37 protein-coding genes are annotated in these 26014 nt (G+C 34.6%); all 37 read left to right on the forward strand.

Annotated elements, in window-relative coordinates:
- The first annotated feature begins 63 nt into the window (after positions 1-63).
- The 37 genes from CD150_RS01555 (at position 64) to CD150_RS01730 (ending at position 26013) form a co-directional block, all read left to right on the forward strand.
- Entirely contained in the window at positions 64-417 is a 354-nt protein-coding gene (locus tag CD150_RS01555; protein WP_073342857.1) for an SA1788 family PVL leukocidin-associated protein, read from the forward strand.
- Entirely contained in the window at positions 418-1194 is a 777-nt protein-coding gene (locus tag CD150_RS13655; RefSeq protein WP_240621207.1) for a DUF3310 domain-containing protein, read from the forward strand.
- The gene (locus CD150_RS01565) at positions 1195-1875 is read left to right on the forward strand and encodes an N-6 DNA methylase (protein ID WP_103161269.1); all 681 of its coding nucleotides are present in this window, start codon (positions 1195-1197) and stop codon (positions 1873-1875) included.
- A 4-nt stretch (positions 1876-1879) separates the two neighbouring features.
- Positions 1880-2086: a hypothetical protein gene (locus CD150_RS01570; protein ID WP_103161270.1), complete on the forward strand. Its 207-nt coding sequence runs from the start codon at positions 1880-1882 to the stop codon at positions 2084-2086.
- The gene (locus CD150_RS01575; RefSeq protein WP_103161271.1) at positions 2087-2476 is read left to right on the forward strand and encodes a YopX family protein; all 390 of its coding nucleotides are present in this window, start codon (positions 2087-2089) and stop codon (positions 2474-2476) included. It begins immediately after the preceding gene.
- A gap of 5 nt (positions 2477-2481) precedes the next feature.
- Positions 2482-2673, forward strand: a complete 192-nt coding sequence (locus tag CD150_RS01580) for a hypothetical protein (RefSeq protein WP_103161303.1) — start codon at positions 2482-2484, stop codon at positions 2671-2673.
- A gap of 12 nt (positions 2674-2685) precedes the next feature.
- Positions 2686-2961, forward strand: coding sequence for a hypothetical protein (locus CD150_RS01585; protein ID WP_103161272.1), 276 nt, complete (start codon positions 2686-2688; stop codon positions 2959-2961).
- Position 2962: 1 nt separating this feature from the next.
- Positions 2963-3385, forward strand: coding sequence for a dUTP diphosphatase (gene dut / locus CD150_RS01590; RefSeq protein ID WP_103161273.1), 423 nt, complete (start codon positions 2963-2965; stop codon positions 3383-3385).
- A 47-nt stretch (positions 3386-3432) separates the two neighbouring features.
- A complete protein-coding gene (locus CD150_RS01595; protein ID WP_103161274.1) occupies positions 3433-3585 on the forward strand; it encodes a DUF1381 domain-containing protein in 153 nt (50 codons plus the stop codon).
- Positions 3582-3710 carry a transcriptional activator RinB gene (gene rinB / locus CD150_RS01600; RefSeq protein ID WP_103161275.1) on the forward strand — a complete coding sequence of 43 codons (129 nt, stop codon included), beginning with the start codon at positions 3582-3584 and terminating at the stop codon, positions 3708-3710. Before CD150_RS01595 ends, rinB begins: the two co-directional genes overlap by 4 nt.
- A 1-nt stretch (position 3711) precedes the next feature.
- Complete coding sequence (locus tag CD150_RS01605; RefSeq protein ID WP_103161276.1) at positions 3712-4014, forward strand: hypothetical protein; 303 nt, start codon at positions 3712-3714, stop codon at positions 4012-4014.
- Between the two features lies 1 nt (position 4015).
- Positions 4016-4222 (forward strand): DUF1514 family protein, encoded by a 207-nt coding sequence (locus CD150_RS01610; RefSeq protein ID WP_103161277.1) that lies wholly within the window; start codon positions 4016-4018, stop codon positions 4220-4222.
- A 13-nt stretch (positions 4223-4235) separates the two neighbouring features.
- The gene (locus CD150_RS01615; protein ID WP_103161278.1) at positions 4236-4631 is read left to right on the forward strand and encodes a hypothetical protein; all 396 of its coding nucleotides are present in this window, start codon (positions 4236-4238) and stop codon (positions 4629-4631) included.
- A 614-nt stretch (positions 4632-5245) separates the two neighbouring features.
- Positions 5246-5539, forward strand: coding sequence for an HNH endonuclease (locus CD150_RS01620; protein WP_103161304.1), 294 nt, complete (start codon positions 5246-5248; stop codon positions 5537-5539).
- A 171-nt stretch (positions 5540-5710) separates the two neighbouring features.
- On the forward strand, positions 5711-6067 hold the full coding sequence (locus tag CD150_RS01625) for a hypothetical protein (RefSeq protein WP_103161279.1): 357 nt from the start codon (positions 5711-5713) through the stop codon (positions 6065-6067).
- The gene (locus CD150_RS01630; protein WP_073342804.1) at positions 6064-7695 is read left to right on the forward strand and encodes a terminase TerL endonuclease subunit; all 1632 of its coding nucleotides are present in this window, start codon (positions 6064-6066) and stop codon (positions 7693-7695) included. The genes CD150_RS01625 and CD150_RS01630 overlap by 4 nt, the downstream gene beginning before the upstream one ends.
- Positions 7696-7706: 11 nt before the next feature.
- On the forward strand, positions 7707-8870 hold the full coding sequence (locus CD150_RS01635; protein WP_103161280.1) for a phage portal protein: 1164 nt from the start codon (positions 7707-7709) through the stop codon (positions 8868-8870).
- A complete protein-coding gene (locus CD150_RS01640; RefSeq protein ID WP_073342795.1) occupies positions 8863-9651 on the forward strand; it encodes a head maturation protease, ClpP-related in 789 nt (262 codons plus the stop codon). Before CD150_RS01635 ends, CD150_RS01640 begins: the two co-directional genes overlap by 8 nt.
- A 23-nt stretch (positions 9652-9674) precedes the next feature.
- On the forward strand, positions 9675-10886 hold the full coding sequence (locus CD150_RS01645; RefSeq protein ID WP_073342790.1) for a phage major capsid protein: 1212 nt from the start codon (positions 9675-9677) through the stop codon (positions 10884-10886).
- Positions 10887-10902: 16 nt separating this feature from the next.
- Positions 10903-11073, forward strand: coding sequence for a hypothetical protein (locus CD150_RS13330; RefSeq protein WP_169926874.1), 171 nt, complete (start codon positions 10903-10905; stop codon positions 11071-11073).
- A gap of 5 nt (positions 11074-11078) precedes the next feature.
- The gene (locus CD150_RS01650) at positions 11079-11366 is read left to right on the forward strand and encodes a hypothetical protein (protein WP_040030417.1); all 288 of its coding nucleotides are present in this window, start codon (positions 11079-11081) and stop codon (positions 11364-11366) included.
- Complete coding sequence (locus CD150_RS01655) at positions 11350-11700, forward strand: phage head-tail adapter protein (RefSeq protein ID WP_073342783.1); 351 nt, start codon at positions 11350-11352, stop codon at positions 11698-11700. The genes CD150_RS01650 and CD150_RS01655 overlap by 17 nt, the downstream gene beginning before the upstream one ends.
- The gene (locus CD150_RS01660; protein WP_073342780.1) at positions 11697-12092 is read left to right on the forward strand and encodes a hypothetical protein; all 396 of its coding nucleotides are present in this window, start codon (positions 11697-11699) and stop codon (positions 12090-12092) included. Before CD150_RS01655 ends, CD150_RS01660 begins: the two co-directional genes overlap by 4 nt.
- Positions 12093-12503 carry a hypothetical protein gene (locus CD150_RS01665; protein ID WP_103161281.1) on the forward strand — a complete coding sequence of 137 codons (411 nt, stop codon included), beginning with the start codon at positions 12093-12095 and terminating at the stop codon, positions 12501-12503.
- Between the two features lie 61 nt (positions 12504-12564).
- Positions 12565-13185 (forward strand): major tail protein, encoded by a 621-nt coding sequence (locus tag CD150_RS01670; protein WP_103161282.1) that lies wholly within the window; start codon positions 12565-12567, stop codon positions 13183-13185.
- 103 nt (positions 13186-13288) lie between these two features.
- Entirely contained in the window at positions 13289-13615 is a 327-nt protein-coding gene (gpG, locus tag CD150_RS01675) for a phage tail assembly chaperone G (RefSeq protein WP_103161283.1), read from the forward strand.
- A 41-nt stretch (positions 13616-13656) separates the two neighbouring features.
- Positions 13657-13857, forward strand: coding sequence for a hypothetical protein (locus CD150_RS01680; protein ID WP_073342768.1), 201 nt, complete (start codon positions 13657-13659; stop codon positions 13855-13857).
- 38 nt (positions 13858-13895) lie between these two features.
- Positions 13896-14126, forward strand: a complete 231-nt coding sequence (locus CD150_RS13660) for a hypothetical protein (RefSeq protein WP_103161284.1) — start codon at positions 13896-13898, stop codon at positions 14124-14126.
- Between the two features lie 45 nt (positions 14127-14171).
- Positions 14172-15464, forward strand: a complete 1293-nt coding sequence (locus tag CD150_RS13665; RefSeq protein ID WP_103161285.1) for a coiled-coil domain-containing protein — start codon at positions 14172-14174, stop codon at positions 15462-15464.
- 222 nt (positions 15465-15686) lie between these two features.
- Positions 15687-19490, forward strand: coding sequence for a peptidoglycan DD-metalloendopeptidase family protein (locus CD150_RS01695; RefSeq protein WP_103161286.1), 3804 nt, complete (start codon positions 15687-15689; stop codon positions 19488-19490).
- On the forward strand, positions 19491-20318 hold the full coding sequence (locus CD150_RS01700) for a phage tail family protein (RefSeq protein ID WP_103161287.1): 828 nt from the start codon (positions 19491-19493) through the stop codon (positions 20316-20318). It begins immediately after the preceding gene.
- A complete protein-coding gene (locus CD150_RS01705) occupies positions 20319-21893 on the forward strand; it encodes a phage tail protein (protein WP_240621209.1) in 1575 nt (524 codons plus the stop codon). It begins immediately after the preceding gene.
- A complete protein-coding gene (locus CD150_RS01710; protein ID WP_103161289.1) occupies positions 21886-22104 on the forward strand; it encodes a hypothetical protein in 219 nt (72 codons plus the stop codon). The genes CD150_RS01705 and CD150_RS01710 overlap by 8 nt, the downstream gene beginning before the upstream one ends.
- A gap of 4 nt (positions 22105-22108) precedes the next feature.
- A complete protein-coding gene (locus CD150_RS01715; RefSeq protein ID WP_103161290.1) occupies positions 22109-24064 on the forward strand; it encodes a glycosyl hydrolase family 28-related protein in 1956 nt (651 codons plus the stop codon).
- 2 nt (positions 24065-24066) lie between these two features.
- The gene (locus CD150_RS01720) at positions 24067-25491 is read left to right on the forward strand and encodes a BppU family phage baseplate upper protein (RefSeq protein ID WP_103161291.1); all 1425 of its coding nucleotides are present in this window, start codon (positions 24067-24069) and stop codon (positions 25489-25491) included.
- Between the two features lie 4 nt (positions 25492-25495).
- Positions 25496-25840, forward strand: a complete 345-nt coding sequence (locus CD150_RS01725) for a hypothetical protein (protein ID WP_073342744.1) — start codon at positions 25496-25498, stop codon at positions 25838-25840.
- Entirely contained in the window at positions 25840-26013 is a 174-nt protein-coding gene (locus tag CD150_RS01730) for an XkdX family protein (RefSeq protein WP_073342740.1), read from the forward strand. The genes CD150_RS01725 and CD150_RS01730 overlap by 1 nt, the downstream gene beginning before the upstream one ends.
- Position 26014 lies beyond the last annotated feature (1 nt).

Here is a 26014-nt window from a genome sequence, read left to right on the forward strand (position 1 = left end):
ATTACATGGACGCAAAACCATTAGAGTTTGACGACGTAAAAATTATAGATAGGGGTTATTGAGATGGTTAAAACAATTAGAGTACACGATGCAATATATGAAATCAAAGGTGATAACTACGAACTAGCAGAGAAGTTGGATATATCAGATAGTTTATTAAGAGGTCGACTGTTGAAAGGCTGGTCGTTAGCAGAAGCATGCCAGGTACCTAAAGGTATTGACCCTAAAGATTTAGTTTATATCAACTATGCCAAACAGTATGAAGCAGATAACACACAAGCGAAGATTAATTACAGAGAAGAAAAGCATAAGGAAGAACGTCCTTGGTTATACGATGGAACACCACAAAACCATGACAGAGGTAAGTGGTGCCAGTATTTAATGAATACAAGTATTTTTCCTAAGGCGGTGCATTAGATGAAAATCAGTGATTTAAAAATAGGTAACTACGTTGTTGTGAATGACTTAGGTGCAGGTAAGTATAGCAGTGGTATGCGTGTGATAGGTAGAGTGGTTGAGATTGACGATAAAGGAAACTATGCGATTATCGAATCGCTACCTAAACACAGATATGAAATCACAGACTTCAACGACTTTGAGTTGTGGAGTAAGCAGATAGAAGATAAGACGGAGAGCATGAGTGACTCTGAAGGTTTAAGTGGATTTACTGTTGATAAAAAACTTTTAGAGGAAGCAAAGGAAAAAGGTATTGATGAACTCAGAAAAAGAATAAACCAATCCAACGACCTACAACAACGTAAGCGTAAAGATGAAAATGTAGGATTATTTAAAATTAAAGATTTAAAAGTCGGTTACAAAGTCAAAATGCTAGATGATGATATGACAGGTGAAATTTCTGAAATAGCCGATAATGGTAAGTATGCTGAAATAAAAATAGATAATGGCGTGTATAGAGGTATCAACGATAATTGTGATTTCACAATAACAGAGTGGAATTCAGTGCCAGAGTATGCAGAGGACACAGTTAACAGTCCTTCACATTATAACTATGGTGATATAGAAGTTATAGATTTCATAGAGCAGGTAACGAAACACTACAATCCTAACGTAGCTTATCACATTGGTAATGCTATTAAGTATCTTGCACGATCACCACACAAGAATGGTAAAGAAGATGTGGCTAAAGCTAAATGGTATATCGAGCGTGCGTTTGAAAATTGGGATGTGAAGTAGATGGCAGAAATATTAACTAAGATTAACAACATATTAGGAATAAAAGAGAGTTATAAAGCACCAGACAGATTAATGGAAATATTGTACATGGACAAACCAGAACGCGATAAGTATTTCATGGATTTCTTGAATGCATTTGATAAAGATGTAACTTATGACTGGTTTCACGATTACTTCCAAGATGAACATGCAGATAGAAAAAACCAAAAACAAGATTTCACGCCTCAATCGGTCAGTAAATTATTGACTCACATAGTTGGAAGTGAAGGAAACACATATTATGAACCGGCAGCAGGTACAGGAGGCATCCTTATCGAGCGCTGGAATTATGACAGAATGCAACATTCTCCATTTGATTACGAGCCTAGAGATTATTACTATACTGCAGAAGAATTGTCAGATAGAGCAATACCGTTTCTATTATTTAATATGTTAATTAGAGGTATGAATGGAAACGTTGTTCAATGTGATGTATTAACTAGAGAAGCAACAGGAGCTTTTTTCATACAGAATGATGTAAATGATTTTATGGGATTCTCAAGTTTGAACCTACTCCCTTATAACGAAGATACGGAAAAGGAATTGAACATAAAGTTTGTGGAGGAGAAATATGAACCCATTAAACAAACAAAAGGGATACCGAACTGGTTGTTTGGTGATATTGAGTTAGTAGGTGATTAAGCACATGGTCCTATCAGAAACTATCAAAGTTAAATACAAAATTGATACTAAAGGCAGAAATACTGTCGAAATGGCAAAGCTACTAAGAGATTGTGGAGTTAAAGGATTCTTATACTCGATTAATCCACGTAGCATTGTCATGGCAGTGTTGCCAGAGGATAAAGCACATAACAGGAAAGTATTAAATGAATTGAAAGGGCTGGTGGAGTAGATGATTAAGTTTAGAGCGTGGGATAAAGAAGAAAAAGAATGGTTAAGTATTAGAACAATAGGATTTGATGATGATGGCTCACTTTGGTATTTACAAGCTTGGGATGATAATGAAAACGACATAGACCCACCATATTTAGAAGATGATTTAGGAGTGAAATGGGAGCTTCTCCAATCCACAGGGCTTAAAGACGCACATGGAACGGAAATATATGAAAAAGATATTGCAAGAGATTCTTATGGAGATGTTTTCTTAATTGAGTGGTTAGACGGTAGCTTTGTACTAACTGACTTTTTCAGTGGTGGATATGACCATTGCAGTATAGATGATTCAGAAGTATATGAAATTATTGGTAATCAATTTCAACACCCACATTTACTAGAGGAGTGATGGCGGTGGCTACAGATAAACAAGTGAAGTATGTCCAATCATTACAAGAACAATACGGTGCAGAAGATTACACAGAAATAGAAATAAAAAGCATGAGCCATAACGAAATAAGTATTGTTATAGACGAGCTTAAAAAGGCGATTGCAGAAGATGAATTGTACAACGAATGTATGAGCTATGGATTACCTAATCAATAAGGAGTGTTAATTATGAATTCGGAAACGAAATTTCATGTCAGCGTTATGGATGCAAGGTTGAAGAAAGTGAAAAAGCAATGCGACCAATACAAACAAGCATATCAGCACTGTGTAGATGATTTAATCGTCTTACGTGCGAATAATAAACGGTTGGAACGACAAAATGCAGAACAACTAGCATTGCTGAAACAGTTTAGAAAGCTCATAGATTATAAATTAACACTGCATCAAGGCAGTTTGATGTATAGAGAATATCGAAGTAAGTTAGATCAATTGGGGGTTAAGTAGGATGAAAAAACTAATATTCAAACGTAATCATGAAGATGCAATCAAACCATATAGAGCAAACGCTAGTGATAGTGGATTAGATTTATTCACATGTGAAGCTAAGTCACTAGATCCGGGTGAAACTGCAATTATCGATACAGGTATTGCAATTCATTTAGACGAAGGGTATGAAGCGCAGGTTAGACCTAGAAGTGGTGTGACTGCTAAAACTAAGTTAAGAGTACAGTTAGGCACAATAGATAATTCATATCATAAGAGTATAGGTATTATTGTGGATAATATTGGCAAGCGACCAATTTCAGTAGACAAAGGTAAGAAACTAGCACAGTTAGTTGTACAGCGTGTAGCATTACCAGAAATAACAGAGGTGGAAAGTTTTGAGCAAGAATCAGAAAGAGGCGGATACGGATCAACAGGATACTAAAGACATCGTTGAACGTGTACGAATAATATTAGGCAAGGAGTGACGACATGCAATTTCTAGTACGCAAAACACACCACACAACAGGTGAAGTGTTCTTGGATGCAACCAGAGCTAAGGAGAATGAAGAATTTGTTGTAGTGGATGCAGAGAATAAAGAAGATGCGAAAGAGAAAGTTAAACATAAGGAGGACAACCAATGAAACAAATACTCAAACTATTATTAACGTTGGCGCTATATGAACTAAGTAAAGAGATCACATACGAAATCATTTGCCGTATGCAAGCGAAAGATATGGTACCTAAAGATTATGAGGAGGAGAAGTAATATGATTAAAAAAGCAATTAAAAGACCAGATGAAATTGAATACATTGAGTTTAAAGGTAGAGAAAATTTTGAAGAAGTTTGTGAATTCATTGGACGTTCAGAACCATTACTTACACGTATAGATGGCACAGAGTATTTGTTAATGAATCACTTTAACTCAAGTGAAAAGTCAGTGCCAGTAGATCCAGGTACAATATTCTATAAGTGGAACAACTTTGGAAACGATGAAAATATTTATGGACCAACATCATGGGATGCTATAAGTAAAAATGAATTCTTTAAGCGATTTATGGAGTGTGAATAACATGTGGATAATAACAACAATCGTGTTAGGTAGTATTGCGATACTCACGCTTATATACAATGCCATCAAAGACGCAAAGATAAAAGCGTTAGAGTATGAAGTAGGTTATCTGCTATACACAATATTTGAAAAGGACCTGCCTAAGAGAGAGTTGGATGATAAAAATATACGCAAGATTAAAGGCGAGTCAAATAAACGTATGAAGTAACTGGAGGTATAAGATGTTTACACCAACTGAAGTAAAACAGATCATAACAGATTATCATTGGATGAAAAGATTAATTGACTCACAAGTATATGAGTATGATAGTACATCAACAGGACAGTATGGTATAGAAGCAGCTATGCCTAAAGGGCAAGGACAGACAGGCGATAAGGTGTTGGTTAGAGTTATACGTAATGATAATGATAGACGTAAGACACAGGAGCTTATAGAGAAGGTAGCATTCATTGATGGGCATGAGCATATGATTACTAATGATAAGAACTATCACATACTCCAACTACTTAAGCAGGGAGAGAGTAAGAATAGAATCATGGTACTGATGCAGATAAGTAAGGATAACTTATACAATAGGATAGATGCTATCACCGAAGTATACATGAACCAACAATAACCAGACACATCGTACGAATCGTACACATCGTACACTATTATGTACTGTACATAGGTGTGGTATATAATATCGATATACGATAAGTTCCAGTGACTTATTATAAATAACAATACTATATTATAAGTAGGCACATCACTAAGTGGTGTGTCTTTCTTTATATGGAGGTAAGTAATGTGAAACTTGTTATTGTGTATGGCTCACCCATGAGTGGTAAGACAACATACGTTAATGAACAATTAACTAATGAAGATATTGTGTATGACTATGATGCTTTAGCAAAGACTATCACTAATAGTGAATACCAACAATACAATGACAATGCACACGAGTTACTTCTTACCATAAGAGATAGCATGATTGATTATGCCAAGTGGAATGATAAAGGAACTATGTACATCATTACGACATTCTTATCTAAAGTAATACTTAATAGACTTAAGACATTATCTATAGAAGCGAAGTACATCAAGATGGATGTAGATATAAATACTTGTCTTAAACGTTTGTACGAAACAGACAGACACGATGCACATGAGGTTGAAGAAGTCATACATGATTGGTATGCAAGACATGATAATAAACCAGCAAGTGATCGTGTTGTTGATAAGGAGACAATGCGTTTCTACAAATCTAAAGCATGTCGTGATACAAGGCTACAAGTATTAAAAAGAGATAACTATGAATGCCAACATTGTAAGGAACAAGGTAAAGTGACAACTATTGATAAGAGCAAACATAAATCATTAGATGTTGACCATATAAAAGAGTTGGATACACATCCAAATTTAGCATATGACATGGACAATTTGGTTACATTGTGTGTATCTTGTCATAACCGTAAACACAATCGAAGTTATAATCGATGGAATCGCAAGCCTAATAAATGGGATGGAGATGAAAAATGGTAATTGTGTTTTTCGTGAATACAAAAACCTAAACAATTGTCCTCCCCGGGTGGAAACAAATTGGTTTTGTCCACGTGAGGAAGAAACGGCGAAGAAGGTCCCGATTGCTTAACCGTAAAAATAAAACATTACATAACCCCCTTAGGGTATATTGGCGTGAAATGAGGTGAAAACATGAAAGTAAGCGACAATGATAAGCAAGTAATTAAAGAACGCAAGCGATTGCTCGAAATATACAAAGATATTCCTGAAGATAAGTTAAAAGTCGCAGAAGGATTGATAATTCAAGCTGCAAGATTAAGGATAATGCTCGATTATATGTGGAATGATATACAAGAAAACGGTGAATACGCGATGTTCCAACAAACGGATAAAGCTCCACCATATGAAAGAGAACGCCCCGTTGCTAGATTGTATACGACGAGAGATCAATCTTACCAAAGAGTAATTAAACAGTTATCCGATTTACTACCTAAAGAAAACAAGGAAGAAGATAATAAAAAAAGAAGAACGTCGAGTGATTTATTATGAAGATAGTGGATGAAGTAAAACAATACATCGAACAGTGGCGAAAAGGTTATATAAAATTTAATAAAGAACGAAGAATGTTGGTCGAACATCTCGAAAAACACGTATTTAATAGAGATGACATTTACTTTGATGAAACACATATAAAAAACTGTATTAGTTTTATCGAAAAGTATTATTTCAAATTGAATAGTTTCCAAAAATTCCTAATAGCGTTTATTTTCTTAAAATACAAAGAAGATGACGCGCTTTTTTACGAGCAATTTTTCATCATGATGGCAAGAGGTGCTGGTAAAAATGGTTTAATCAGTGGACTTAGCCATTATTTCATTAGCGGTTTACATGGAATTAACCACTATAATATTTCTGTTGTTGCAACATCAGAAGAACAAGCTAAAACATCATTCGAAGAAATATTCAACTGTATTAAAGAGAATGAATTAGATGATATTTTTGATAATCGTAAAGCACACATCACTGCATACGATACAGGTTCGTATATCAAATATCGTACATCAAACGCAAGTACAAAGGATGGACTACGTGATGGTTGTGTTATATACGATGAGGTTGCAGCGTATGAAAATTGGGATACGGTAAACGTGTTTAGTTCTGGTTTAGGTAAAGTTAAACATCCAAGAGAGTTTTTTATCAGTACAGATGGATTCGTTCGAGATGGCTTTATCGACAAGATGAAAGAACGTTCAATGGAAATTTTAAAAGGTGAAGAATTAGATGATCCTATGTTTCCATTCATTTGCAGATTAGATGACCCCAAAGAAGTAGATGACAAAGAAATGTGGGAGAAAGCTAATCCGATGTTTTGTGAACCACGTACTGAATATGCTAAAGGTCTTTTCAGAAAAGTGCTAATTCAATATAAACAACTACCAAACAATCCTTCAAACAGACCTGAATTTATGACTAAAAGAATGAATTTACCTGAGGTTGATTTATCCCTTTCTATTGCTCAATGGGAAGATATATTAGCGACAAATAAACGAATACCTCCATTAGATAACCACACTTGTGTTGGTGGTTTAGATTTTGCGGATATTCGAGATTTTGCGAGTGTCGGTCTGTTGTTTAAAGAAGGTGACGAGTACATTTGGAAATCACATTCATTTGTAAGAAAAGGATTTTTAGAAAATGTAAGATTGAAAGCTCCAATACATGAATGGGAAGAAAAAGGATTATTAACAATTCTTGATGAGCCAGTTATTGATATCCATCACATTGTAGATTGGTTTAAAGAAATGAGAGAAAAATACAATCTGACTGTAATATGTGCAGATATGTATAGATTAGATATTGTAAAACAACAACTTGAAAAAGAAGGCTTCCAATTTATATATGTTAGAAATCCGAAATCCATCCAGTCTATCTTAGCGCCGCGTGTTGAAACGTTGTTTAGCCAACATAAAGTTGTATACGGAGACAATCCATTAATGCGGTGGTATACAAACAACGTTCAAGTAACTGTAAAAAAAGATGGTAATAAAATTTACGAGAAAAAAGATGAAGTCAGACGTAAAACTGATGGATTTCAAGCCTTTATACATGCTTTGTGGATAGCGGACACATATTTAAAAGATGAAGAACACTTCATAATGGCTGATATCGATTTCTAGGAGGTGAGAATTTGAGTATATTTGACAAAATAATGGGAAGAAATTCTGCAATTGAATTTTCATATGATTTAGAACTTGTTAGAGAAACTTCCAACAAAGCCTACATAAAACGTTGGGCGTTAGACACATGTATCAATCACATTGCTAGGACAATAAGTCAAACAAAGTTTGAAATTATAGATGGTGAAACTAAAGATAATTCTTCTACAACACATTATAAATTGAATGTTAGACCAAATACTGATGAAAGTGCAGCTACATTTTGGCAAAAAGTTATTCGAAAGTTAATTTATGATAATGAAGTATTAATTGTAGTTACCGATTCTAAAGATTTAATAATTGCCGATGATTTTGTTCGTGAAGAATATGCTTTATATGATGATATTTTTAAAAATGTTATGTTAGGTGAGTTTGAATTTGAAAGAAACTTTAAAATGAGTGAAGTTATTTATTTAGAATACAACAATGAATCTATTACCAATATGTTGATGGGATTATTTAAAGATTACGGTGATATTTTTGGTCGTGTTCTTACTTATAATATGATGAGTAATCAAATAAGAGGGACAGTAGAAATGGACGCTTCGCTAGCGTTAAACGAAGCATCAAATGAAAGTATGCAGAGATTTATTAACAAAGCATATGAAGCATTTAGTAAAAATGATGTAGCAGTTGTACCAATGCAAAAAGGATATTCATACAAGGAACATTCTAATAGTAATGGTACGAAAGCCTCATCACAGATTGATGATTTAGCTAAAGTACCTAACCAACTGTTAAGTTACGTCGCTAGAAATTTAGCAATACCAGTAGGTTTGATAAACGGAGAAACAGCCGATATTGAAGCGATGACTGATAATTACATGAAGTTCTGTATCAAACCTATTATTGAAAAAATCACTGATGAATTGAACGCTAAGTTGTTTAGCGAACGAGGTTATAAAGAAGGTAAACGAATTAAAGCTATATCTATAGACCAAAAAGGACCATTAGAAGTGAGTGAAGCGATAGACAAACTCATTGCTAGTGGTTCTTTTAATAGAGACGAAATTCGTGAGCTAACTGGTTATGAACCCATTGGCAGTGAAGAGATGCAGAAATTTATTATCACTAAAAACTATCAAACTGTGGATGAAGAAACAACAGGTAGTGAAGGAGGTGATATAGATGAGTAATAACGAAATCGATATTTACGGTTTTATTGATTCAATGACAGTCGAAGGTATGACGATTAGCCCACAAACAGTTAAAGATCAACTGAAAGAAATGAGCGATGAAAAAGAAATTATCGTGAATATAAACAGTCAGGGTGGTGATGTGTTTAGTGGAGTTGCTATATATAATATGCTTCGTCGTCAAAACGCCCATATCACCGTAAATATTGATGGTTTGGCAGCATCGATTGCTTCAGTCATTGCTATGGCTGGTGACACAGTTAATATGCCAAATAATGCAGTACTAATGATTCATAACGCGTGGACGAATGTAACGGGAGATTCAAATGAATTTAAAAAACAAGCCGATTCATTAGAAAGAATCAATTCTGTTGTGTTTAACAGTTACATCGATAAAAATCCTGATATTGATCATGCGCTTCTACGTCAGTATATGGACGAAGAAACATGGTTTACAGCTAAAGAAGCAGAAGAATTAGGGTTAATCGATAATATAACTGAAAGTACACGTGTTGCGGCTGCAACAACATCAGTCTTACTAGGAGGTGACAACAATATGTCAAAACGTTATAGAAATGAAGGTCCAGGTGAGCCACAAGAACCTAAAAAACAAGGTGAAGAAATTACTGTTGAAGATGTGATGGATAAATTAGAAGAAATCTTGGCAGAAATTAAAAAAGTTTCTGACAAAGACGGTGAAGGTTCAGAACCTAAAAAACCTGAACCAAATGAACCACCTCAAAACAGTTTTGCAAGATTATTTAATATGCAAACAAAATAAACAATAAAAGGAGAATGAAAACTATGGCAATTGATTTAGAAAACAGAGAGCAATTCCAAAACTCACAAGAATTGTTAAAGCAATTTTCAAATATGAGTCCGAATGCATCGGATGAACAAGTAAAGGAAAAGTATACAGAATACATGAATGCATATAGCGAAGATTTAGCTAATGCTATTCGTAAGGATATGCAAAATGAACAAGGTGACAATGCAGTGTTAAACGCACGCAAAGTTAATCGTTTAACTAACGAAGAAAAGAAATTCTACAACGCATTAGTTTCTGAAGATCATGTTAATACTGATACAAACTGGAAAGATGGTGAATTATTACCAGAAACAGTTATTGACCGTATCTTCGAAGATATTGAATCAGAACACCCATTATTACAACATATCAACATCAACCGTACAGGATTAAAAGCACGTGTAATTCGTTCTGTGCCTGAAGGACAGGTTGTATGGGGTAAAGTGTTCGGAGAAATCCGTGGACAACTTGAAGCTACTTTCTATGAACAAGACGTTTCATTAGGTAAAGCTACAGCGTTTGTTGTTGTTCCTAAAGATTTAAAAGATGCTGGTGTACAATGGGTTGACCGTTATGTACGCGCGCAAATCAAAGAAGCTTTTGCAGTAGCAATTGAAAAAACTGCAGTTGTTGGTGAAGGTGCTGCTAAAGACCAACCAGTAGGATTAATGAAAGAAATTAACCGTACAAACGGTGCTGTTTCAGATAAAGCAGTAGCTGGTACTTTAACTTTAGCTGATGCAGATAAATCAATTTCTGAAATTGGTGGCGTTATTAAAAACTTATCCACTAAAGAGTACTATGATAAAGACGGTAACGTTAAAAAATCTAAAGGCGCTAGTGTATTAAATAATGTAGTTATCGCATTAAACCCTGCAGATTACATCTATACTGGTGTAGCATTTATGCAATTACACAACGGACAATTTGTAAGCCCAATTCCATTTAACGTAACATTTGAACAATCTGAATTTGTACCTGCTGGTAAAGCAGTAGCATTTGATAAAACACGTTACAACTTCTATGCTGGTAGCGAGGTTATTGTACGTGAATTTGACCAAACATTAGCATTAGAAGATATGGATCTTTATACTGCAAAACAATTCTTATATGCAGAGCCTGACGATAATAAAACTTCATTCGTATATGATGTAGACTTTTCAAGTTTAGGTTCTACTGATAATGCATCAGTTACACCAGAAGCATAATAAGGAGGTTTTATAAATGGCAGAGTATAAAGTGCTAAAAGCTTATAAAGATAAGCAATTAGATAAAAAATTAAAAAAGAACGAAAAAGTAGAAATGACTGTCAAACGTGCTGATGAAGTTGAAGAAATTTTAAAAGCAAATGGTTTTGACGGTCCTTTTTTAGAACGAATTAAAGAGAAGAAGTGATGTAAATGATTACTTCAGAACATGTTGAAGAATTTAAAGCACGTAATCGTATTTTTTATGATATGGAAGATGAACGCATTAAACGTGATTTAGAAATGTCGTATGAAGATATAAAACGGAAATGCGGTAATTTTTCAATGAAAGATATTTCGCTTGGTCGTGAATTGGTATATGAACGTACAAGATATGTATTCAATGATAAATTAGAAGAATTTCACGATAATTTTTTATCGAGCATTGTCCAATTTCAAATAATCAATATGGAGGTGCCAGAAGATGGCACAACAACGTAGACAAGTAGTAACTGGTGGAGAAATGCGCACACCGGTTATTTTTTATATCGCAAAACCAAGTGATGATTTCTTGCCAGGTGAATCTGTGAGCGAAGTTTATTATAAATGTTTTGCGAATGTTTATCCTCCTTCTCAAAAAGACTTGGACATGACAGATAATAAAGCAAGTATAACGATGGTGACATGGTATCCAATGGGTAAGGAAATCATTGACGATATGTACTTTGAAATTGACTTACCTAGATATAAAGGTAAACATTTCAATATTGTACAAATTGATGATGATACAGATTACCACATGAATATTAAAATTATTGGAGAATACTCAAAATGAGTGTAGAAATAGAAGGTACGCATCAAATGTTACGTAAAATCGGCGAGAAGTATGGGGAAGCTAAGATGCTTAAAGCTCAAGACAAGGCTTTAAATAACGGGGCTAAGTATTTTACATCTGTATTGAAAAGTAATTTTGAAGTCTTTAGAGATACAGGTGCAAGTATAGGTGAAATAACCGTTACGGACCCATATTTCATTCATGGCAATACACGTATGGTTAAAGTTCATTGGGAAGGTGCTCGAAACCGTTATTCCATTATTCACATAAACGAATGGGGTTCGGTTAAAAAACCTAATCCACGAGGTAAAGGTGCGATTGCTAGAACAATGTTCACAACAGAAATGCCATATAGATCAATTATAAAAGAAACGTTAGAAGGTGAACTGTAAATGTTTGATATGTTGAAAACTTTACAAAAATATTTATTAAAAAACGCAACAATTGCTCAACATTGTACAGGTCGAATTCGAGCGTATCATTATGATGAAACTGCCGATACTTCTGGACCCTATATACTCATTAGTCCATTGATAGCACCACAACCGTCAACCTATGCGAGTGATATAAATTTATCGACTGAATATTTATATCAAATAGATGTACGTGGACCTAATTACGACATTGTTAAATTACTGCAAGAAGAAATAAGAAAAACACTGTGGCAGATTGGTTTTCGTCAACAAGATGGTACTGATCAATACGACCACGAAATTAAAATCTATATGGATGCACGAAGATATCGTGGTAATCCATATACGATAGATGGATTAAGACATATCGATAAAGAATTAACTGAATAGGCAAGCCTTTCGTAATCACGGAGGGCTATTTTTTATGCCTAAATTTAAGGAGGAAATATAAATGGGTAGATATAATGCTGCGACAGGATTAGGAAAAATGTACTATGCAGTTTTAACTGAACAACCAGATGGTTCAGTAGAAATTGGAAATATAAAAGACGTGGACTATGTACAAGAAATGGAATTAGAGTTTGGTGAAGAATTAGAAAGAGCTTATGGGTCAAACAAAGTAGCAGAAATTGCGAAGTCTGCTGGAGAAACAACACTTTCACTAACATTCCACAAATTACCTATTGACGTTCAAAAAGACTTATTAGGTTTAGTTGAGCATAGCGAGAACAAAAACGTATATGGATTTAGTAATTCTACAGGTATTACTTATGCGGCTGTTGCTATCCCACGTACGATGGAAGATGGGTCAATGGAATGGTTTGGATTATCTAAAGGCGTATTCACACGTCCGAACAAAGAAGGTCAAACAAAAGAAGACGGCGTAGAATTCGGTTCAGATGAAATCGAAGGTCAATTCATGGAACGTGAAGTTGGCGGTTTCGAAGAAGAATTAGCAGTTATGATGGCATATGAGCCTAAAGGATCTACAGAAGGTAAAGACTCTGTATTCCAATCTATTTTTGGTAAATCTGAAAACAATACAGTAACAGACACAGTACCTGAAGCATAAAGACATTAGACGACTTTAACCGGTCGTCTATTTTTGTATACAAAAATAAAAATCTAAAATAATCGGTCGAATATAAAACCCGATGAAAAGGAGTAAATAAATTATGGCAAAAGCATTAGTATTAAATATCAACGGTGAAGAAAAGAAATTTTATAAAGCAGGTAGCTTTACAGGTAAACAAGCACGTAAAGGTACACGTTTATCAATGCGTATGAGTGCTTTAAGCACAAACCCTGAAGGTTTAGACATTGAACAAGCAGAAAAATTTGAAGAAACATTAGATCAAATTGAAAAAATGGTTGTTGAAGATTTATATGATAACCAATTTACTGTAGATGAATTACAAGAAGGTGTAGATGGAGATAAATACTTTGAAACACTTATCACTGAAGTAAGTGGAGCTAACGAAGAAACGGGAAAGAAAAAATAGATAGTAGCTCACTTAAAAATGAAGATTTAACGTATGAAAAAATGGCGAAGAATATCGATGTTATTTATCAAGACTTGTTAGAAGCAGGTTGGAAAATGACGGAGATAGATAATACTGAAATTTTCGAGCTATTACGAATCTTACAGGATAAAAATAACAAACAAAGTAAAACTAAGAAAGTAAAAGTCAACGAGAGTCTAATTGGAGCAATTACTGGGAAAGACCCACGTCAATCCAGTTAGGCTCTTTTTTTATTATGCAAAGAAAGGAGAGTGATTAAATGGCGGATGATATTAAAGGTTTTACGATTGGTTTAGGTATCGACACCTCCGATATTGATAGAGGGATGGCTAATCTTCAACGTAAATTAAAAACTGCTGATGCTCAAATGAAAGCTAACCTTTCTACTTTTGATAAGGCTGAAAAGTCAGTGGACAAATTCGAAACTGAATTAGAAGGATTGAACAAAAAACTAACACAACAAGGGCGTGCAAGCGAACAAGCACAGTAGAAACTAGATCAGTTAAGAAATGCCCAAGATAACACTAACAAGAAGATGAAAGAAGCAGCAGTTCAAGCTCAAAATGCTAAAAGTCGTTATGAATCATTGGCTGATAGTTATGACAATTTAAATAATGAACTTAAAGAACATCAAACCAATGTTAAGAATGCGCAAAATGCACAAAAACAAATGCAGAATACTGTCACAGCACTAAGTGCGAAAATGAAAAACGCTAAATCTTCTGTAGATGGTTTACAGGAAGAATTTGACCAATTAAATGCATCAGGCAAAGCGTCTAAACAAGAATTAACTTCGTTAGGCAATCAGTTAGCTAAAGCTAGAGCTCAATACAATAGTTTATCTAATGCTGTAGATAGTGCTAAGCAAGATTTAAATGAATCTAAAGTAGCAACAGCAAATGCAAAAAATGAATTGCAAAACTTTAGTGATGCCAACAAAGAAGCGATGACTAGTGCTAAAACTGCAATGCAGTCTGCGAAGCAAGAAGCAACTAATGCTGAAAAATCTTATGCATCATTAAACAGAGAAGTTGCACAACTCCCTAGCAAACTTGATAAAGCTGAAAAAGAAGTTTACGAAAATGCTTTAGCTTATAACGTATTGCAAAATCGTATTGACGAAGCAACTGATGAAATGCGTGAATTCCACAGAGAACAAACAAAATTCTTCGGTATGGGTCCTGCAATTGCTGCAATGGGTCAACGTTGGGAAGAAGTAAACGCTAAAATCAATAAAATTGGTAATAGTTTCAGGAACGTTGGCTATGTAGTTCGAGGTATTGGCATGGGTGCTTTAATTTCTAACATTTCTGCTGTAATACCTGTGGCTGGTAGTGCAGTTAGTGCTATTGCTGGAATAGGTGGTGCTGCTACTGCAGCTGCTGGTGGTGCGATTGGACTTGGTGGTGCTTATGGTGTTGCGTTAGGCGGCATCATGGCATTTAGTGGCCAAGCTACAACTGCTTTGCAAATGTTAGAAGATGGCCAAATAAAAGTTACTAGTCAAGTTCGTAGATACCAAACAGCATTAAGCGGTTTGCAAAATCAATGGAAAGGTCTTGTGCAGTCTAATCAAGCGGCTATATTTAATACAATGGCCAATGGTATTAATATCGCAAGAACTGCGTTAACTAGATTAACTCCCTTCATTACGACAACTACAAATCAAATAGCCCGAGCATCAAAAGAAATGCGTAACTGGGTTACATCTTCTAAAAATGCTAACAACGCATTCAAACTTATTAATAATATTGGTCCACCGATATTCCAAAACTTACTTAACGCTGCAATGCGTGTGGGCGATGGTATCACACATATGTTCACTTAATTTGGCCCTTTATTTACTTGGACAGGTAAAGGTATAGAAAGTTTAGCTAATAAATTTAACGCATGGGCTAACAGTGCAAGTACAGATAAAGGGATAGCCCAATTTATTCAATATACTAAAACGAATCTTCCTATTGTAGGACAGATATTCGGGAATGTATTTAGTGGTATTGTTAGTTTATTCCAAGCATTTAGTGGTCATTCACATGATGTGCTAGTAGGGATGCAAGGTGTAACCAAAACATTTAAAGATTGGGCTGCTAATTTACAAGGAACTGAAGGTTTTAAAAACTTCATAGCTTATCTTAACGCAAATGGTCCTAAAGTTTGGCAATTACTCAAAAACATTGGAAACATTTTTGTTGGTCTTGTTAGAGGTATGGCACCAGTTGGATCCGTAGTGCTTAGTATAACAACAGCTATAACTGGATTTATAGCCAAAGGTGCAACAGCTAACAATACAATGGGTCTAATGACAGGTGTTTTAACAGCTGTTGGTGGTGCATTAGCAGCAATTCTTCCTATGTGGGGCGTATATAAAACTGTAATGGGTGGTGCTTCGTTAGTAACTCGTGCATATAACACCATAGTTAATATAACAAAAACATCAATGGCTATTTGGACAGGTGTAACACGTGCTTTAGCCTTAGCTCAAATTTTAAATGCTAGAAACACTTCTTTAGCAACTATTATGACTGGTAAATATTCAATCGCTACAAAAATTGCTGCAGTTGCTACACGAGGACTAGGTTTAGCTCTTAGATTTATGACTGGGCCAATAGGTTGGGTTATAACTGCTATCGGTGCATTGGTTGCAGGTATTATGTATCTTTGGAAAAACAACGAAACATTCCGTAATTTTGTCATAACTGCTTGGAATCAAATTAAAGCCACAGCAATCTCAGTTTTTGGATTCTTAAAACCATATTTAGTTGCAATATGGAATGGTATAAAAACATCTGCAATTGTTGCATGGACGATTTTGAAAACTGCAGCATTTGCGACATGGAATGCAATTAAATTTGCAATTCAAAATCCAATTTTGGCATTAAGGAACGTTTTATCTGCTATTTGGGCTGGAATTAAATTCACAGCTATAGCAGTGTGGACAGGAATTAAGACTGCTGTATTGACAATTATTCGTACATGGTTAGCAGTAGCTAAAGCATACTTTAACGTTTGGAAAGTAGCGCTTACTGCGATATGGAATGGTATAAAAACTGTTGCAATAGCTGTATGGAACGGTATTAAGAACTCAATACTATCAATCATTCGAACTTTAGTTGCAGTAGCTAGAGCTATTTTAAATACAATAAAAACTGTTGTTTCAACGGTGTTTAATGGTGCTAAAACGATTGCTATAGCAGCGTGGACAATCTTAAAAAATAGAGTGGTTGCAATAACACGTGCAATTTGGACGTTAGTTAAAGCAATATTTACAGGATTAAAAAATTCTGTTGTAGCTATATTTAATGCAGTGAAGAACTTTGCTATAAGAATTTGGACTTTAATGAAAAACAGAATTATAGCGAATGCTAGATTGCTATGGACAGGTGTTAGAAATACGTTCAACGCTCTTAAAAAAGGTGTTATTGCCATATTCAACGCTGTTAAAAACTTTGCTATCAAAGTTTGGACAACGCTCAAAAACGGTGTTATAGCGAGAGCTAAATCATTGTGGAACGGTGTTCGTAACACTTTTAATGCATTAAGAAAAGGTATAACAAACATATTCAACGCAGTGAAAAATTTCGCGTTGAAATTATGGACAAACATGAAAAATGGCGTTATTTCAAGGGCTAAGGCATTATGGTCTGGTGTAAGAAATACTTGGAACAATCTTAAAAAAGGTACAACTAACATATTCAAGTCTGTTGGTAGTTTCATGAGTTCTAAATGGAATAGTATTAAATCTGGAACAGTAAATAAAGCTAAATCACTTTGGTCAGGCGTGAAAGGTGCTTGGGGTTCCTTATCTAAAGGAACACGTAACACAATGAATTCCGTCGGCGGTTTCATGTCTAAAAAGTGGCGTGACATCAAGAATGGAACAGTTGATATAGTTACTGGAATGAAAGATAAAATCACTGGCGTCATGAACAAAATGGGTGACGTTATCAAGTCGGTAACTGGTGATATTAAAGGTTTCTTCTCTGGAATGATAGACAAAGTTAAAGGCGGATTAAACAAACTTATCGATGGTGTGAACTGGGTTGGTAAAAAACTTAATATGCCAAAAATTGACCCTATCAAACTTCACACTGGTACAGAACACACTAACACGACTACAAATGTAGTTAAGAACGGTAAGATTGCTCGCGATACATTTGCTACTGTAGGAGACAAAGGACGCGGAAATGGTCCTGGTGGCTTCAGACACGAAGCTATCAAATATCCAAACGGTAAAATGGCACTTACACCAAACAGAGATACAACAGCATTCTTACCTAAAGGCTCATCTGTTATGAATGGTGCGCAGACACATTCTATGTTGAGTGGTATGCCTAAATTCTCAAATGGTACTTTATCTAACAAAAAGCCTAAGAAGAAAAAGAAAGGGGATAACTTCTTTGGCGATGTAACTACTGGCCTAAAGACAGGCGCAAAAGTTGCTACTGGTAAAGTTGTAGACGGTGGTAAAGCGGTGGTTAATAAAACACTGGAAACTGCAGCCAAAGGTAAGAAATGGATGGAAGATAAAATTGGCGATGTAATGGACTGGATAGACAAACCAGGTAAATTACTCGACAAAGTTCTTGAAGGTATTGGTTTAAACCTTGACGGTTTTGGAATTAAAAAAGCGGCAGAACTACCTTATAACATGATGAAAGGTATGTTCGGCAAACTTAAAAAAGCTGCTATAGATACATTCACATCATGGATGGCAGATGCTGCAGAAGGTGACGGAGGTTATATAGACCTTTCAAAAGGTATTAACTTCCCATTCAGTCCTAACGGCAGAGCACCAGGTTATCCTTTTGCAGGTCCTCACATGGGTGTAGACATCAACTACGTTTATGACAAACTATATTCAGTTCTAGCTGGTAAGGCCACTGCTCGCAAAGGTTGGAACGGTGGTTTTGGTAACATGGTTGACATTGTTAAAGGCAACACGAAAGTTATCTACGGTCACATGAGCAAACACGCATTCAGTGGAAGTAAAAACGTAAAACCAGGTGACTATTTAGGTGTATCTGGTAACTCTGGTCGTTCATCAGGACCACACTTACACTTTGAGGTTCAGAAAAACGGAACGCCAATCAATCCATTGAAATGGTTAAAAGCTAATGATGGTGGCGGTGGCAAGTCTGGTAAATGGAATGGCGATATTAAAAAAGCGCTTAAAATAGCTGGATTACCTACTTCTAAAGCTTATGTTAATGCTTGGGCTAAACAGATCCAAACGGAATCAGGTGGCAATCCTAAAGCTTTAGGTGGTACTGACGGATTAGCTGATGGTCGTGCAAAAGGTTTAGTACAAGTTAAACCTGGTACGTTCAACGCTTATAAAGCTAAAGGTCACGGAAACATTTGGAATGGTTTAGATAACCTAATTGCTGGTATGAGATATGCTAAAGCTAGATACGGTAAAGGTGGCATGTTAGGTGTTATTGGTAAGGGTCATGGATATGCCACTGGCGGATTAATTAATTCATCAGGTTTATATAATTTAGCCGAAGGTGGTTATCCGGAATGGGTAATACCTACTGACCCTAGTCGTAACTCTGATGCAATGAAATTATTGGCATTAGCTGCACAAGATATAGACAGTAAAAATAAACGTAATAAACGACCTAATCAAATGCGTACACCTGCTACTAGTAATAACAGTAATAGTAATGAAATGATTAACTTCATGGCTAGACAGTTAGAAGCTACACAAAAACAGGTAGAATTATTAACACAACTTGTCGCAAGTAATCAACGTTTAGAACAGAAACCTACAGGTGTGAGTGAAAAACAAATTAGCGAACAACAAGCTAAAAGATTAGGTTTTGAATCCTATAGTTTAGGAGGGAGTTTTTAATTGAAAAAACGAGTACGAATATTTGATGATTCGAAGAGTTTTTATTTAGATGAAGTAATACCACGTTTGAGGTTTTTAGATGCTAAAGAAGAAGATGTTGAAACTATTGTTAATTCTTTGGAAATAAAAGGAACTGACGGGGTAATGATGGGGTCGAGTAACTTCGGCCCCTTTAAATTAGTATTAAGATTTTCATATATAGGTGAAGATATAGAAGATTACAATTTAGTCAAATCTAAACTAAGAAGTATTCTTTACCAAAGAAAACCATATTATGTATTACATTCAGATATGCCTGGTAAAAAGTATGCAGTATATTGTGAATCTAATGCGATAGAAAATTTAACCAGTACATTCGGAACATTTGAAATTACCTTTCAAGTTTATAAAGGGTATTCTGAATCTCTATATAAGACGGATCAATACAGTTTGTTATCAGATAAATGGCAATTTGAGAATGGCATAATGCCAGATAGAGAAATAAGTTATACACATAAACGTCAAAAATTCTCTATATACAACGGAAGTAGTGACACAATTAATCCACGTATGCGCCACGATTTGCAAATATGGATTAGGTTGAACACTAGTACTGGTTTTAGATTAGTTAATAAAACAACAGGAGATATATTCGAATACAAAGGAAAATTAGCCAAAAATCAAAGTTTTTTAATAGACGGTGCTTACCCTTATATTGAAAAACAACGATGTGGTAGGTTGACCAATAAATCCATTATCACATTAGCTCCTGGTTATAATGATTTTGAAATATGGGGAAGTGTTAGCAGTGTTAATATTCAGTTTATCTTCCCTTTTATTTACAGGTAGGTGAAAAGGTTGAACACAGACATTATAGTTACAGATATTAACGAAACCATGTCAGAGTTATTGCTAGATTTTGCATATGATACTTTCAAATATGAATACGAACGTAATAGTACTCGTCAAATTTCATTTATCGCTTATAAAACGAGTAAAAATGAAGATGTGTATAATTTGCTTCAGAATGAATCCTTCATTGATTATGCCGGTCAACGTTATGTTATAAAAAATGCTACGCCGTCCTTTGATGGAGTGCTTCATACTAAAGAAGTGACAGCGACACATATTATGTTTGAATTTCAAAATCATTATGTGAGCAAAGATATAGACAATGAAACAATCAACGAAGACACAAGCGAGGACAAAAAAACTACACTAACACTCAAAGAATATTTGGATTATGGTTTTAAAGGTAATAAGCAAGGTTATTCGTATGAAATTAAAGGTACATTCAATTCTAAAGTGACTTTAGAAGAATTAGGATCTAAAAATGGTCTTGAATATCTTGTGGAAGGTGCAGAGTTGTTTGGATATATTTATTATGCAGATAATAAGAAAATTTACATCCACGATGACAACTCATTCTATATACCTACTGAAAAAATAATTCGTTATAAATTCAATAACAGTGAAGTGAAAGCAAGTATTGATACTAAGGATTTAAAAACTGTGATTAAAGGCTATGGCAAAAAGCTAACAAGCAAAGATACTAAAAACTACTCACCTGTAAAACCGAAAAATCTAACCTATAATGGCAAATTTATAAAAGATGGCACATGGCGCACCGAAGAAGTCGGAGCGTCTTTTTCATATGAATTGGAATGTAAATACGGTAATGAAACCATCGTATTCTCATTAAAGAAAATGAGTAAAGGTGGATTGCTCGATTTGTATTTTGATGGCGAAAAAATTGGTGAATATAGTTGTTATAGTAAATCGGCTACTACGCAAAATATCACACTATCAAAAAATACAAAAAAAGGTAAATACACTGTTAAAGCCGTTTTTAAAGGTAAAAAAGCTGGTGTAGATTATAAAAAGTCGGCACCTTGTATGTATGTAGGTACCGAAAAAGCTACAGTTATTAACACAACAGCTGTTTTAAAAGGTGATGACTTATACAGTTCAACCTATGTTCATAAATCACCTAAAAACTATGATGTGTTCGGACATAGAGAAGCTCCTGATCATTTTGACGAAAATATCACTGACAAGGATGAGTTAAAACATAAGTTAGAAAATGAATTGAACGACGAACCTAATGTTGAATTAGATATTAACTATGTTGGAGATGAAAAGATTGAAGAAAGAGATGCGATTTGGTTTATCCATGAGCTTATGGGTTACGATACTGAATTGAAAGTTGTTTCCCTTACGCAAACACATCCACTCAATCCATCACCCGACGAAATCGGTTTTAGCAATGACAAGAAAGACATTGTTCAAATCAGTAATGTATTAAATCGTAAAATGAAAAGTGTGAGTGCTGCATTAAATAAAAGCAAGATAAATAACATTTATAGCCCTTCTACTGGTTATTCTGGGGGCTCAATTGTTGGGAGTGTATTAGTAGATGAGTAAAGAAATTCCAATTATAAGAATGAGTTATGAGGGCGAAGACGCTTTTCCACAAACCCATACAGAGGGTGTTATAGGCTTAGAAGAATTAATCGAATCTATCGTCACACAATATTTAAGAAGTGATTTAATCGTTCAAGCACCAACTGGGCAAAAATTTAAAATTGTTGTAGACGACAAGGGTGTATTAAAAACTGAAAGAATGGAGGGATAGTTTCATGTTAAATTTACAAACGAATATGAGTAATCAACTAGATCAACGTTGGAGAAGCGAAACAATTAGCAACTTTAAAAAGATTCTCAACTTCAATAATCTTATTGAAGATAAGATGATCTACCACCAAATTGAACAATTAAAAGCACATGATAGTAAACAGATTACACACGCTAATACTACACTAGATAAGATGATAATTTATTTATTGAATGAAGTTAAAAATTTAGTTGTAGGTGTAGATGGTGATGGTGTTAAAGAAGTAACAGATGCACGTGTAGGTCAAGATGGAACAAGACACGATATCTTATCACAAAGGTTGTTTACTGATTTTGCTGATGTCTACACGGATATAAACCGTGTGGAAGAAAAAATAAGTTCTATAAACATTGATGAATATCACCCTGATAAGACTGGTAAAACGGATGTATCGGATTATATTCAAGATGCTTTAAATCGAATTCATAATAACGGTTCAGGTACGCTTTATATCCCTGCTGGTAAATACTTAATAGGTAAAAGACTTATTATTTATGAGAATACAACAGTAAAAATGGATAACAACGCAATTCTGCTTCGTGGTTGGGGCGGTGGTTTCTTCATGAATGGGCCGAGTGAAGATGCGTTCTACGGTTATGAAGGTCGAGGCAACATTCATTTTGAAGGTGGTACACTAGATTCAAATTATGAACAAATTGATAAGTTTAAAACAACTGCCATTGATATGGTTATATTAAAACACGCAGAAAACATTACTTTTAATAACGTGAGATTTAGAAATTTAATTAGTTATCACTGTGTGGATGCTAACGGCATTAGAAATTTAACATTTGATAATTGTACATTTGAAGGGTTTATAAATCTAGCAGGTAGTAGTTTCAAAGAAGCTATACAAATTGGTGAATATACGGCTGAAGGTATTGGTGGTGCAGGTCACCACGATGGAACACCTTGTAAAGAGGTTTCGGTAAAAAATTGTGTATTTAGAAAATCAGACATATTAGATAGTTTTGATGTTGCAATAGGAAATCACTATAGTGTGCATAATATCTATCAAGAAGATATTAAAGTTGTAGGAAACACTTTCGAAGATATCAAACAAGTAGCTGTTAGACCTTATAAATGGGTGAACACAAAAATTACAGAAAACTCATTCCGAAGATGTTATGAAGGTGTTCGCATTTCTTCTGTTGGTGGCGAAGATAAGAGTGCAAACGATGTAAACGGCATTCCTTCTGGATCACCACAAGCAGGGAGATTATTTGCAATCAACAACAACTCATTTGAAGAATATAAGAAAACAGGCGTTTCTGTATTTGGCCAACAGTATAATGATATTAATGCTCCCGTACAAAACGTAAAAATAACAAATAATTTCTTTGTTTCCGATAATAACGATATTGGTGAAGCTATCGTAATGACGATGTGTGACGATGTTCATATTAAAGATAATACAATATCCTATGCTTATCGAGGTGTTCGTTATAAAGGATGTATCAATGTATTTATCGAGAAAAACTATATTAACAATATAAAGACAGAAGCCGTTTATAATGAAGTATCACCTTATACAGGATATTATGCGCAAAATAAATATATTAACATTTTAAATAATCTCATCAATACCACTGGTAAAAACGGTATATACGTTCAATATGTAAGTTACTCATTTATTAGATCTAATACGGTGTCAAATCCTAATACAGATAACATTGATGGTAATGAACGTGGTGGTATCTACTTAAGTAATTTTGATACGGGAGAAGTAGCACACAACCATGCTTATGGTTCAGATAAATCATTCGCTATACGTGGTGTTGGTATGAAAAACACTACGATATTTAACAATGGTGGTTCAGGCGGTATATTTATAGATGGTGATGATAACACGAAAATCGGCTATTGGAACGTATCGAATTACAACAATATTATCAAAACAAATACGAAAGGTGTGTATTAATAATGAGTATGGATAAACAAGCAAATATACCTTTAGAAACAACAGCAAGGTATCAACCCTTATCTGATTTAGATGTTAATTTTTACACAAGAGATATTCAAACTTCAATATTGAATTTCATTGTTACTAGAAACCACACACCATTACTACTTGGTAAAAGTAATGTGGACACAAGTATAAGTTTCGAATTTGAAGATGGTTCAATCGTTAGAGATGATCTAACAATAAAAGATGGCATGAATGGCATTTTATCTTACACCTTGTCAGATGAAATGTTACGACATACAGGTAAAGTTACAGGACAAGTAGATATTGCAGTTAAAGGTAAAGAGGACATTGTTGTTGAACGGTTGTTCTCTTTTAATATATCTAAAATGTTAATCGATAATATAGATGCAGAAACAAAATTAATACACATCAAACGTTTTGCAGATTTAGAGAAAAACATCACTGAAAGATATGAGCGAATGGAACAAACTTTTGCAGATGGTGAGAATTTAGCACAAGCTGTATTAGATGCATCAGAAAAAGGATTAGATGACCTTAATACAGCAAAGACACAAAGTTTAGAAGAACTTAATGCGTCTAAAGCTAATACATTAAAAGAAATCACAGATACAGGAAGTAATTATACCAACCAATTAAACACAGTCTATAACACGATGGATGAAAAGATTAATAAGTTTAACAGCGATGTACAAGCTGGAGGTTATGTTAAATCATCAGCTACAGATAATTGGCAAAAGTATAAATTAACTAAAGATGATGGAACATCTAAAGACTTATTACAAGCAGATTTATTAAATAATGAGTATCTGAATACTTTAACACCTGGTAATTACTATGTACCTGGTCCTGTTAGCTCTCCTTCTGGTTCAAGTGGTTTCTTAAATGTTTTACAAAGAAGCACAGTTAAAGTCATTGTTTTCCAGCCTTATAATAAAAACAACTATTATATTAACAGATTTTATAATAACTGGAACGGTTGGACAGATGTACTTGCAGATATGGAAACAACTAAAGGCGCTCAAGATAAAGCAAATAAATCTTTGGATGATGCAAAAACTTATGTAGATAATAACCTTCAAGATACAGGGTGGCAGGATTTACCATTAATGAGTGGTGTAGAAGCTGATACAGATTTAGGTCCTTCGGTTTATAGAGTGAAAAACGGTGTGTGTAATATTATATTCAACGTTAAAATGACGGTTGCTAAATCTGAAACTGCATTTCTAACTTTACCAGCTAATGTATTACCTAAATATGCATTTAGCTTTTTAGCAAGAACAGACGGCAATTCGGGTAAAAATCCAGTTAAATGCAGTTATGATGTAATAAACAAAGTGTTTAAGATATGGCAAAATAACGATAATACAATTAATACAGGTGATTTTGTCTACGGACAATTAACTTATATTGTGGGGTGATTGAATGTATAAACAAGTTTTCGACTATAACGGAAATCCTTATTTAGTATTAACTAATGAAGATGGAAGTTTATCAGAAAAAGATTTAAAAGAACAAGGTGTGTATCAGTATACAGAAATCATGCCACCTAGCAATCTTTATCCACCACGTAAGTTTGATGGTAAAAAATGGCATGGTGCTACGGCAAATGAAGACAATGCAAGCTTACCTAAACCTGAAACTTTAGAAGTAATCGTTGCACAACTACAAATGCAAATTGCTAAAGGGAACGTACAATTAAGAGATACTCAAAAAGAGTTAGCGAATGCAATGCTTGAGATTTCAAAACTTAAAGGAAGTGTTGAATAATGTGGCCAACATTTGAAAGTATTAAATATTTTTATGACATTAACTGCTACACTAACGATGCTATTAAAACCTATGTTGAATTGGGGTGTTTAACTAAAGAAGATTACACAAGAATTACTAAGGAAGAATATCAAGATGATAAAGAAGATGGAATACCAGAAGGTCACTATTAAT

The organism is Staphylococcus ureilyticus (assembly GCF_002902235.1).
Lineage (GTDB): Bacteria > Bacillota > Bacilli > Staphylococcales > Staphylococcaceae > Staphylococcus > Staphylococcus ureilyticus.

Bases quoted from the DNA above. Each gene is read 5' to 3' on its own strand.
- CD150_RS01565 (WP_103161269.1), top strand. From the start codon at position 1,195: ATGGCAGAAATATTAACTAAGATTAACAACATATTAGGAATAAAAGAG.
- CD150_RS01615 (WP_103161278.1), top strand. From the start codon at position 4,236: ATGTTTACACCAACTGAAGTAAAACAGATCATAACAGATTATCATTGG.
- CD150_RS01665 (WP_103161281.1), top strand. From the start codon at position 12,093: ATGTTTGATATGTTGAAAACTTTACAAAAATATTTATTAAAAAACGCA.
- CD150_RS01660 (WP_073342780.1), top strand. From the start codon at position 11,697: ATGAGTGTAGAAATAGAAGGTACGCATCAAATGTTACGTAAAATCGGC.
- CD150_RS13330 (WP_169926874.1), top strand. From the start codon at position 10,903: ATGGCAGAGTATAAAGTGCTAAAAGCTTATAAAGATAAGCAATTAGAT.
- CD150_RS01650 (WP_040030417.1), top strand. From the start codon at position 11,079: ATGATTACTTCAGAACATGTTGAAGAATTTAAAGCACGTAATCGTATT.
- CD150_RS01680 (WP_073342768.1), top strand. From the start codon at position 13,657: ATGGCGAAGAATATCGATGTTATTTATCAAGACTTGTTAGAAGCAGGT.
- CD150_RS01710 (WP_103161289.1), top strand. From the start codon at position 21,886: ATGAGTAAAGAAATTCCAATTATAAGAATGAGTTATGAGGGCGAAGAC.
- CD150_RS13665 (WP_103161285.1), top strand. From the start codon at position 14,172: ATGAAAGAAGCAGCAGTTCAAGCTCAAAATGCTAAAAGTCGTTATGAA.
- CD150_RS13655 (WP_240621207.1), top strand. From the start codon at position 418: ATGAAAATCAGTGATTTAAAAATAGGTAACTACGTTGTTGTGAATGAC.
- CD150_RS01640 (WP_073342795.1), top strand. From the start codon at position 8,863: ATGAGTAATAACGAAATCGATATTTACGGTTTTATTGATTCAATGACA.
- dut (WP_103161273.1), top strand. From the start codon at position 2,963: ATGAAAAAACTAATATTCAAACGTAATCATGAAGATGCAATCAAACCA.
- CD150_RS01625 (WP_103161279.1), top strand. From the start codon at position 5,711: ATGAAAGTAAGCGACAATGATAAGCAAGTAATTAAAGAACGCAAGCGA.
- CD150_RS01610 (WP_103161277.1), top strand. From the start codon at position 4,016: ATGTGGATAATAACAACAATCGTGTTAGGTAGTATTGCGATACTCACG.
- CD150_RS01570 (WP_103161270.1), top strand. From the start codon at position 1,880: ATGGTCCTATCAGAAACTATCAAAGTTAAATACAAAATTGATACTAAA.
- CD150_RS01655 (WP_073342783.1), top strand. From the start codon at position 11,350: ATGGCACAACAACGTAGACAAGTAGTAACTGGTGGAGAAATGCGCACA.
- CD150_RS01620 (WP_103161304.1), top strand. From the start codon at position 5,246: ATGCGTTTCTACAAATCTAAAGCATGTCGTGATACAAGGCTACAAGTA.
- CD150_RS01725 (WP_073342744.1), top strand. From the start codon at position 25,496: ATGTATAAACAAGTTTTCGACTATAACGGAAATCCTTATTTAGTATTA.
- CD150_RS01720 (WP_103161291.1), top strand. From the start codon at position 24,067: ATGAGTATGGATAAACAAGCAAATATACCTTTAGAAACAACAGCAAGG.
- CD150_RS01730 (WP_073342740.1), top strand. From the start codon at position 25,840: ATGTGGCCAACATTTGAAAGTATTAAATATTTTTATGACATTAACTGC.
- gpG (WP_103161283.1), top strand. From the start codon at position 13,289: ATGGCAAAAGCATTAGTATTAAATATCAACGGTGAAGAAAAGAAATTT.
- CD150_RS01595 (WP_103161274.1), top strand. From the start codon at position 3,433: ATGCAATTTCTAGTACGCAAAACACACCACACAACAGGTGAAGTGTTC.
- rinB (WP_103161275.1), top strand. From the start codon at position 3,582: ATGAAACAAATACTCAAACTATTATTAACGTTGGCGCTATATGAACTA.
- CD150_RS01670 (WP_103161282.1), top strand. From the start codon at position 12,565: ATGGGTAGATATAATGCTGCGACAGGATTAGGAAAAATGTACTATGCA.
- CD150_RS13660 (WP_103161284.1), top strand. From the start codon at position 13,896: ATGGCGGATGATATTAAAGGTTTTACGATTGGTTTAGGTATCGACACC.
- CD150_RS01555 (WP_073342857.1), top strand. From the start codon at position 64: ATGGTTAAAACAATTAGAGTACACGATGCAATATATGAAATCAAAGGT.
- CD150_RS01575 (WP_103161271.1), top strand. From the start codon at position 2,087: ATGATTAAGTTTAGAGCGTGGGATAAAGAAGAAAAAGAATGGTTAAGT.
- CD150_RS01715 (WP_103161290.1), top strand. From the start codon at position 22,109: ATGTTAAATTTACAAACGAATATGAGTAATCAACTAGATCAACGTTGG.
- CD150_RS01645 (WP_073342790.1), top strand. From the start codon at position 9,675: ATGGCAATTGATTTAGAAAACAGAGAGCAATTCCAAAACTCACAAGAA.
- CD150_RS01605 (WP_103161276.1), top strand. From the start codon at position 3,712: ATGATTAAAAAAGCAATTAAAAGACCAGATGAAATTGAATACATTGAG.
- CD150_RS01630 (WP_073342804.1), top strand. From the start codon at position 6,064: ATGAAGATAGTGGATGAAGTAAAACAATACATCGAACAGTGGCGAAAA.
- CD150_RS01695 (WP_103161286.1), top strand. From the start codon at position 15,687: ATGCAAGGTGTAACCAAAACATTTAAAGATTGGGCTGCTAATTTACAA.
- CD150_RS01585 (WP_103161272.1), top strand. From the start codon at position 2,686: ATGAATTCGGAAACGAAATTTCATGTCAGCGTTATGGATGCAAGGTTG.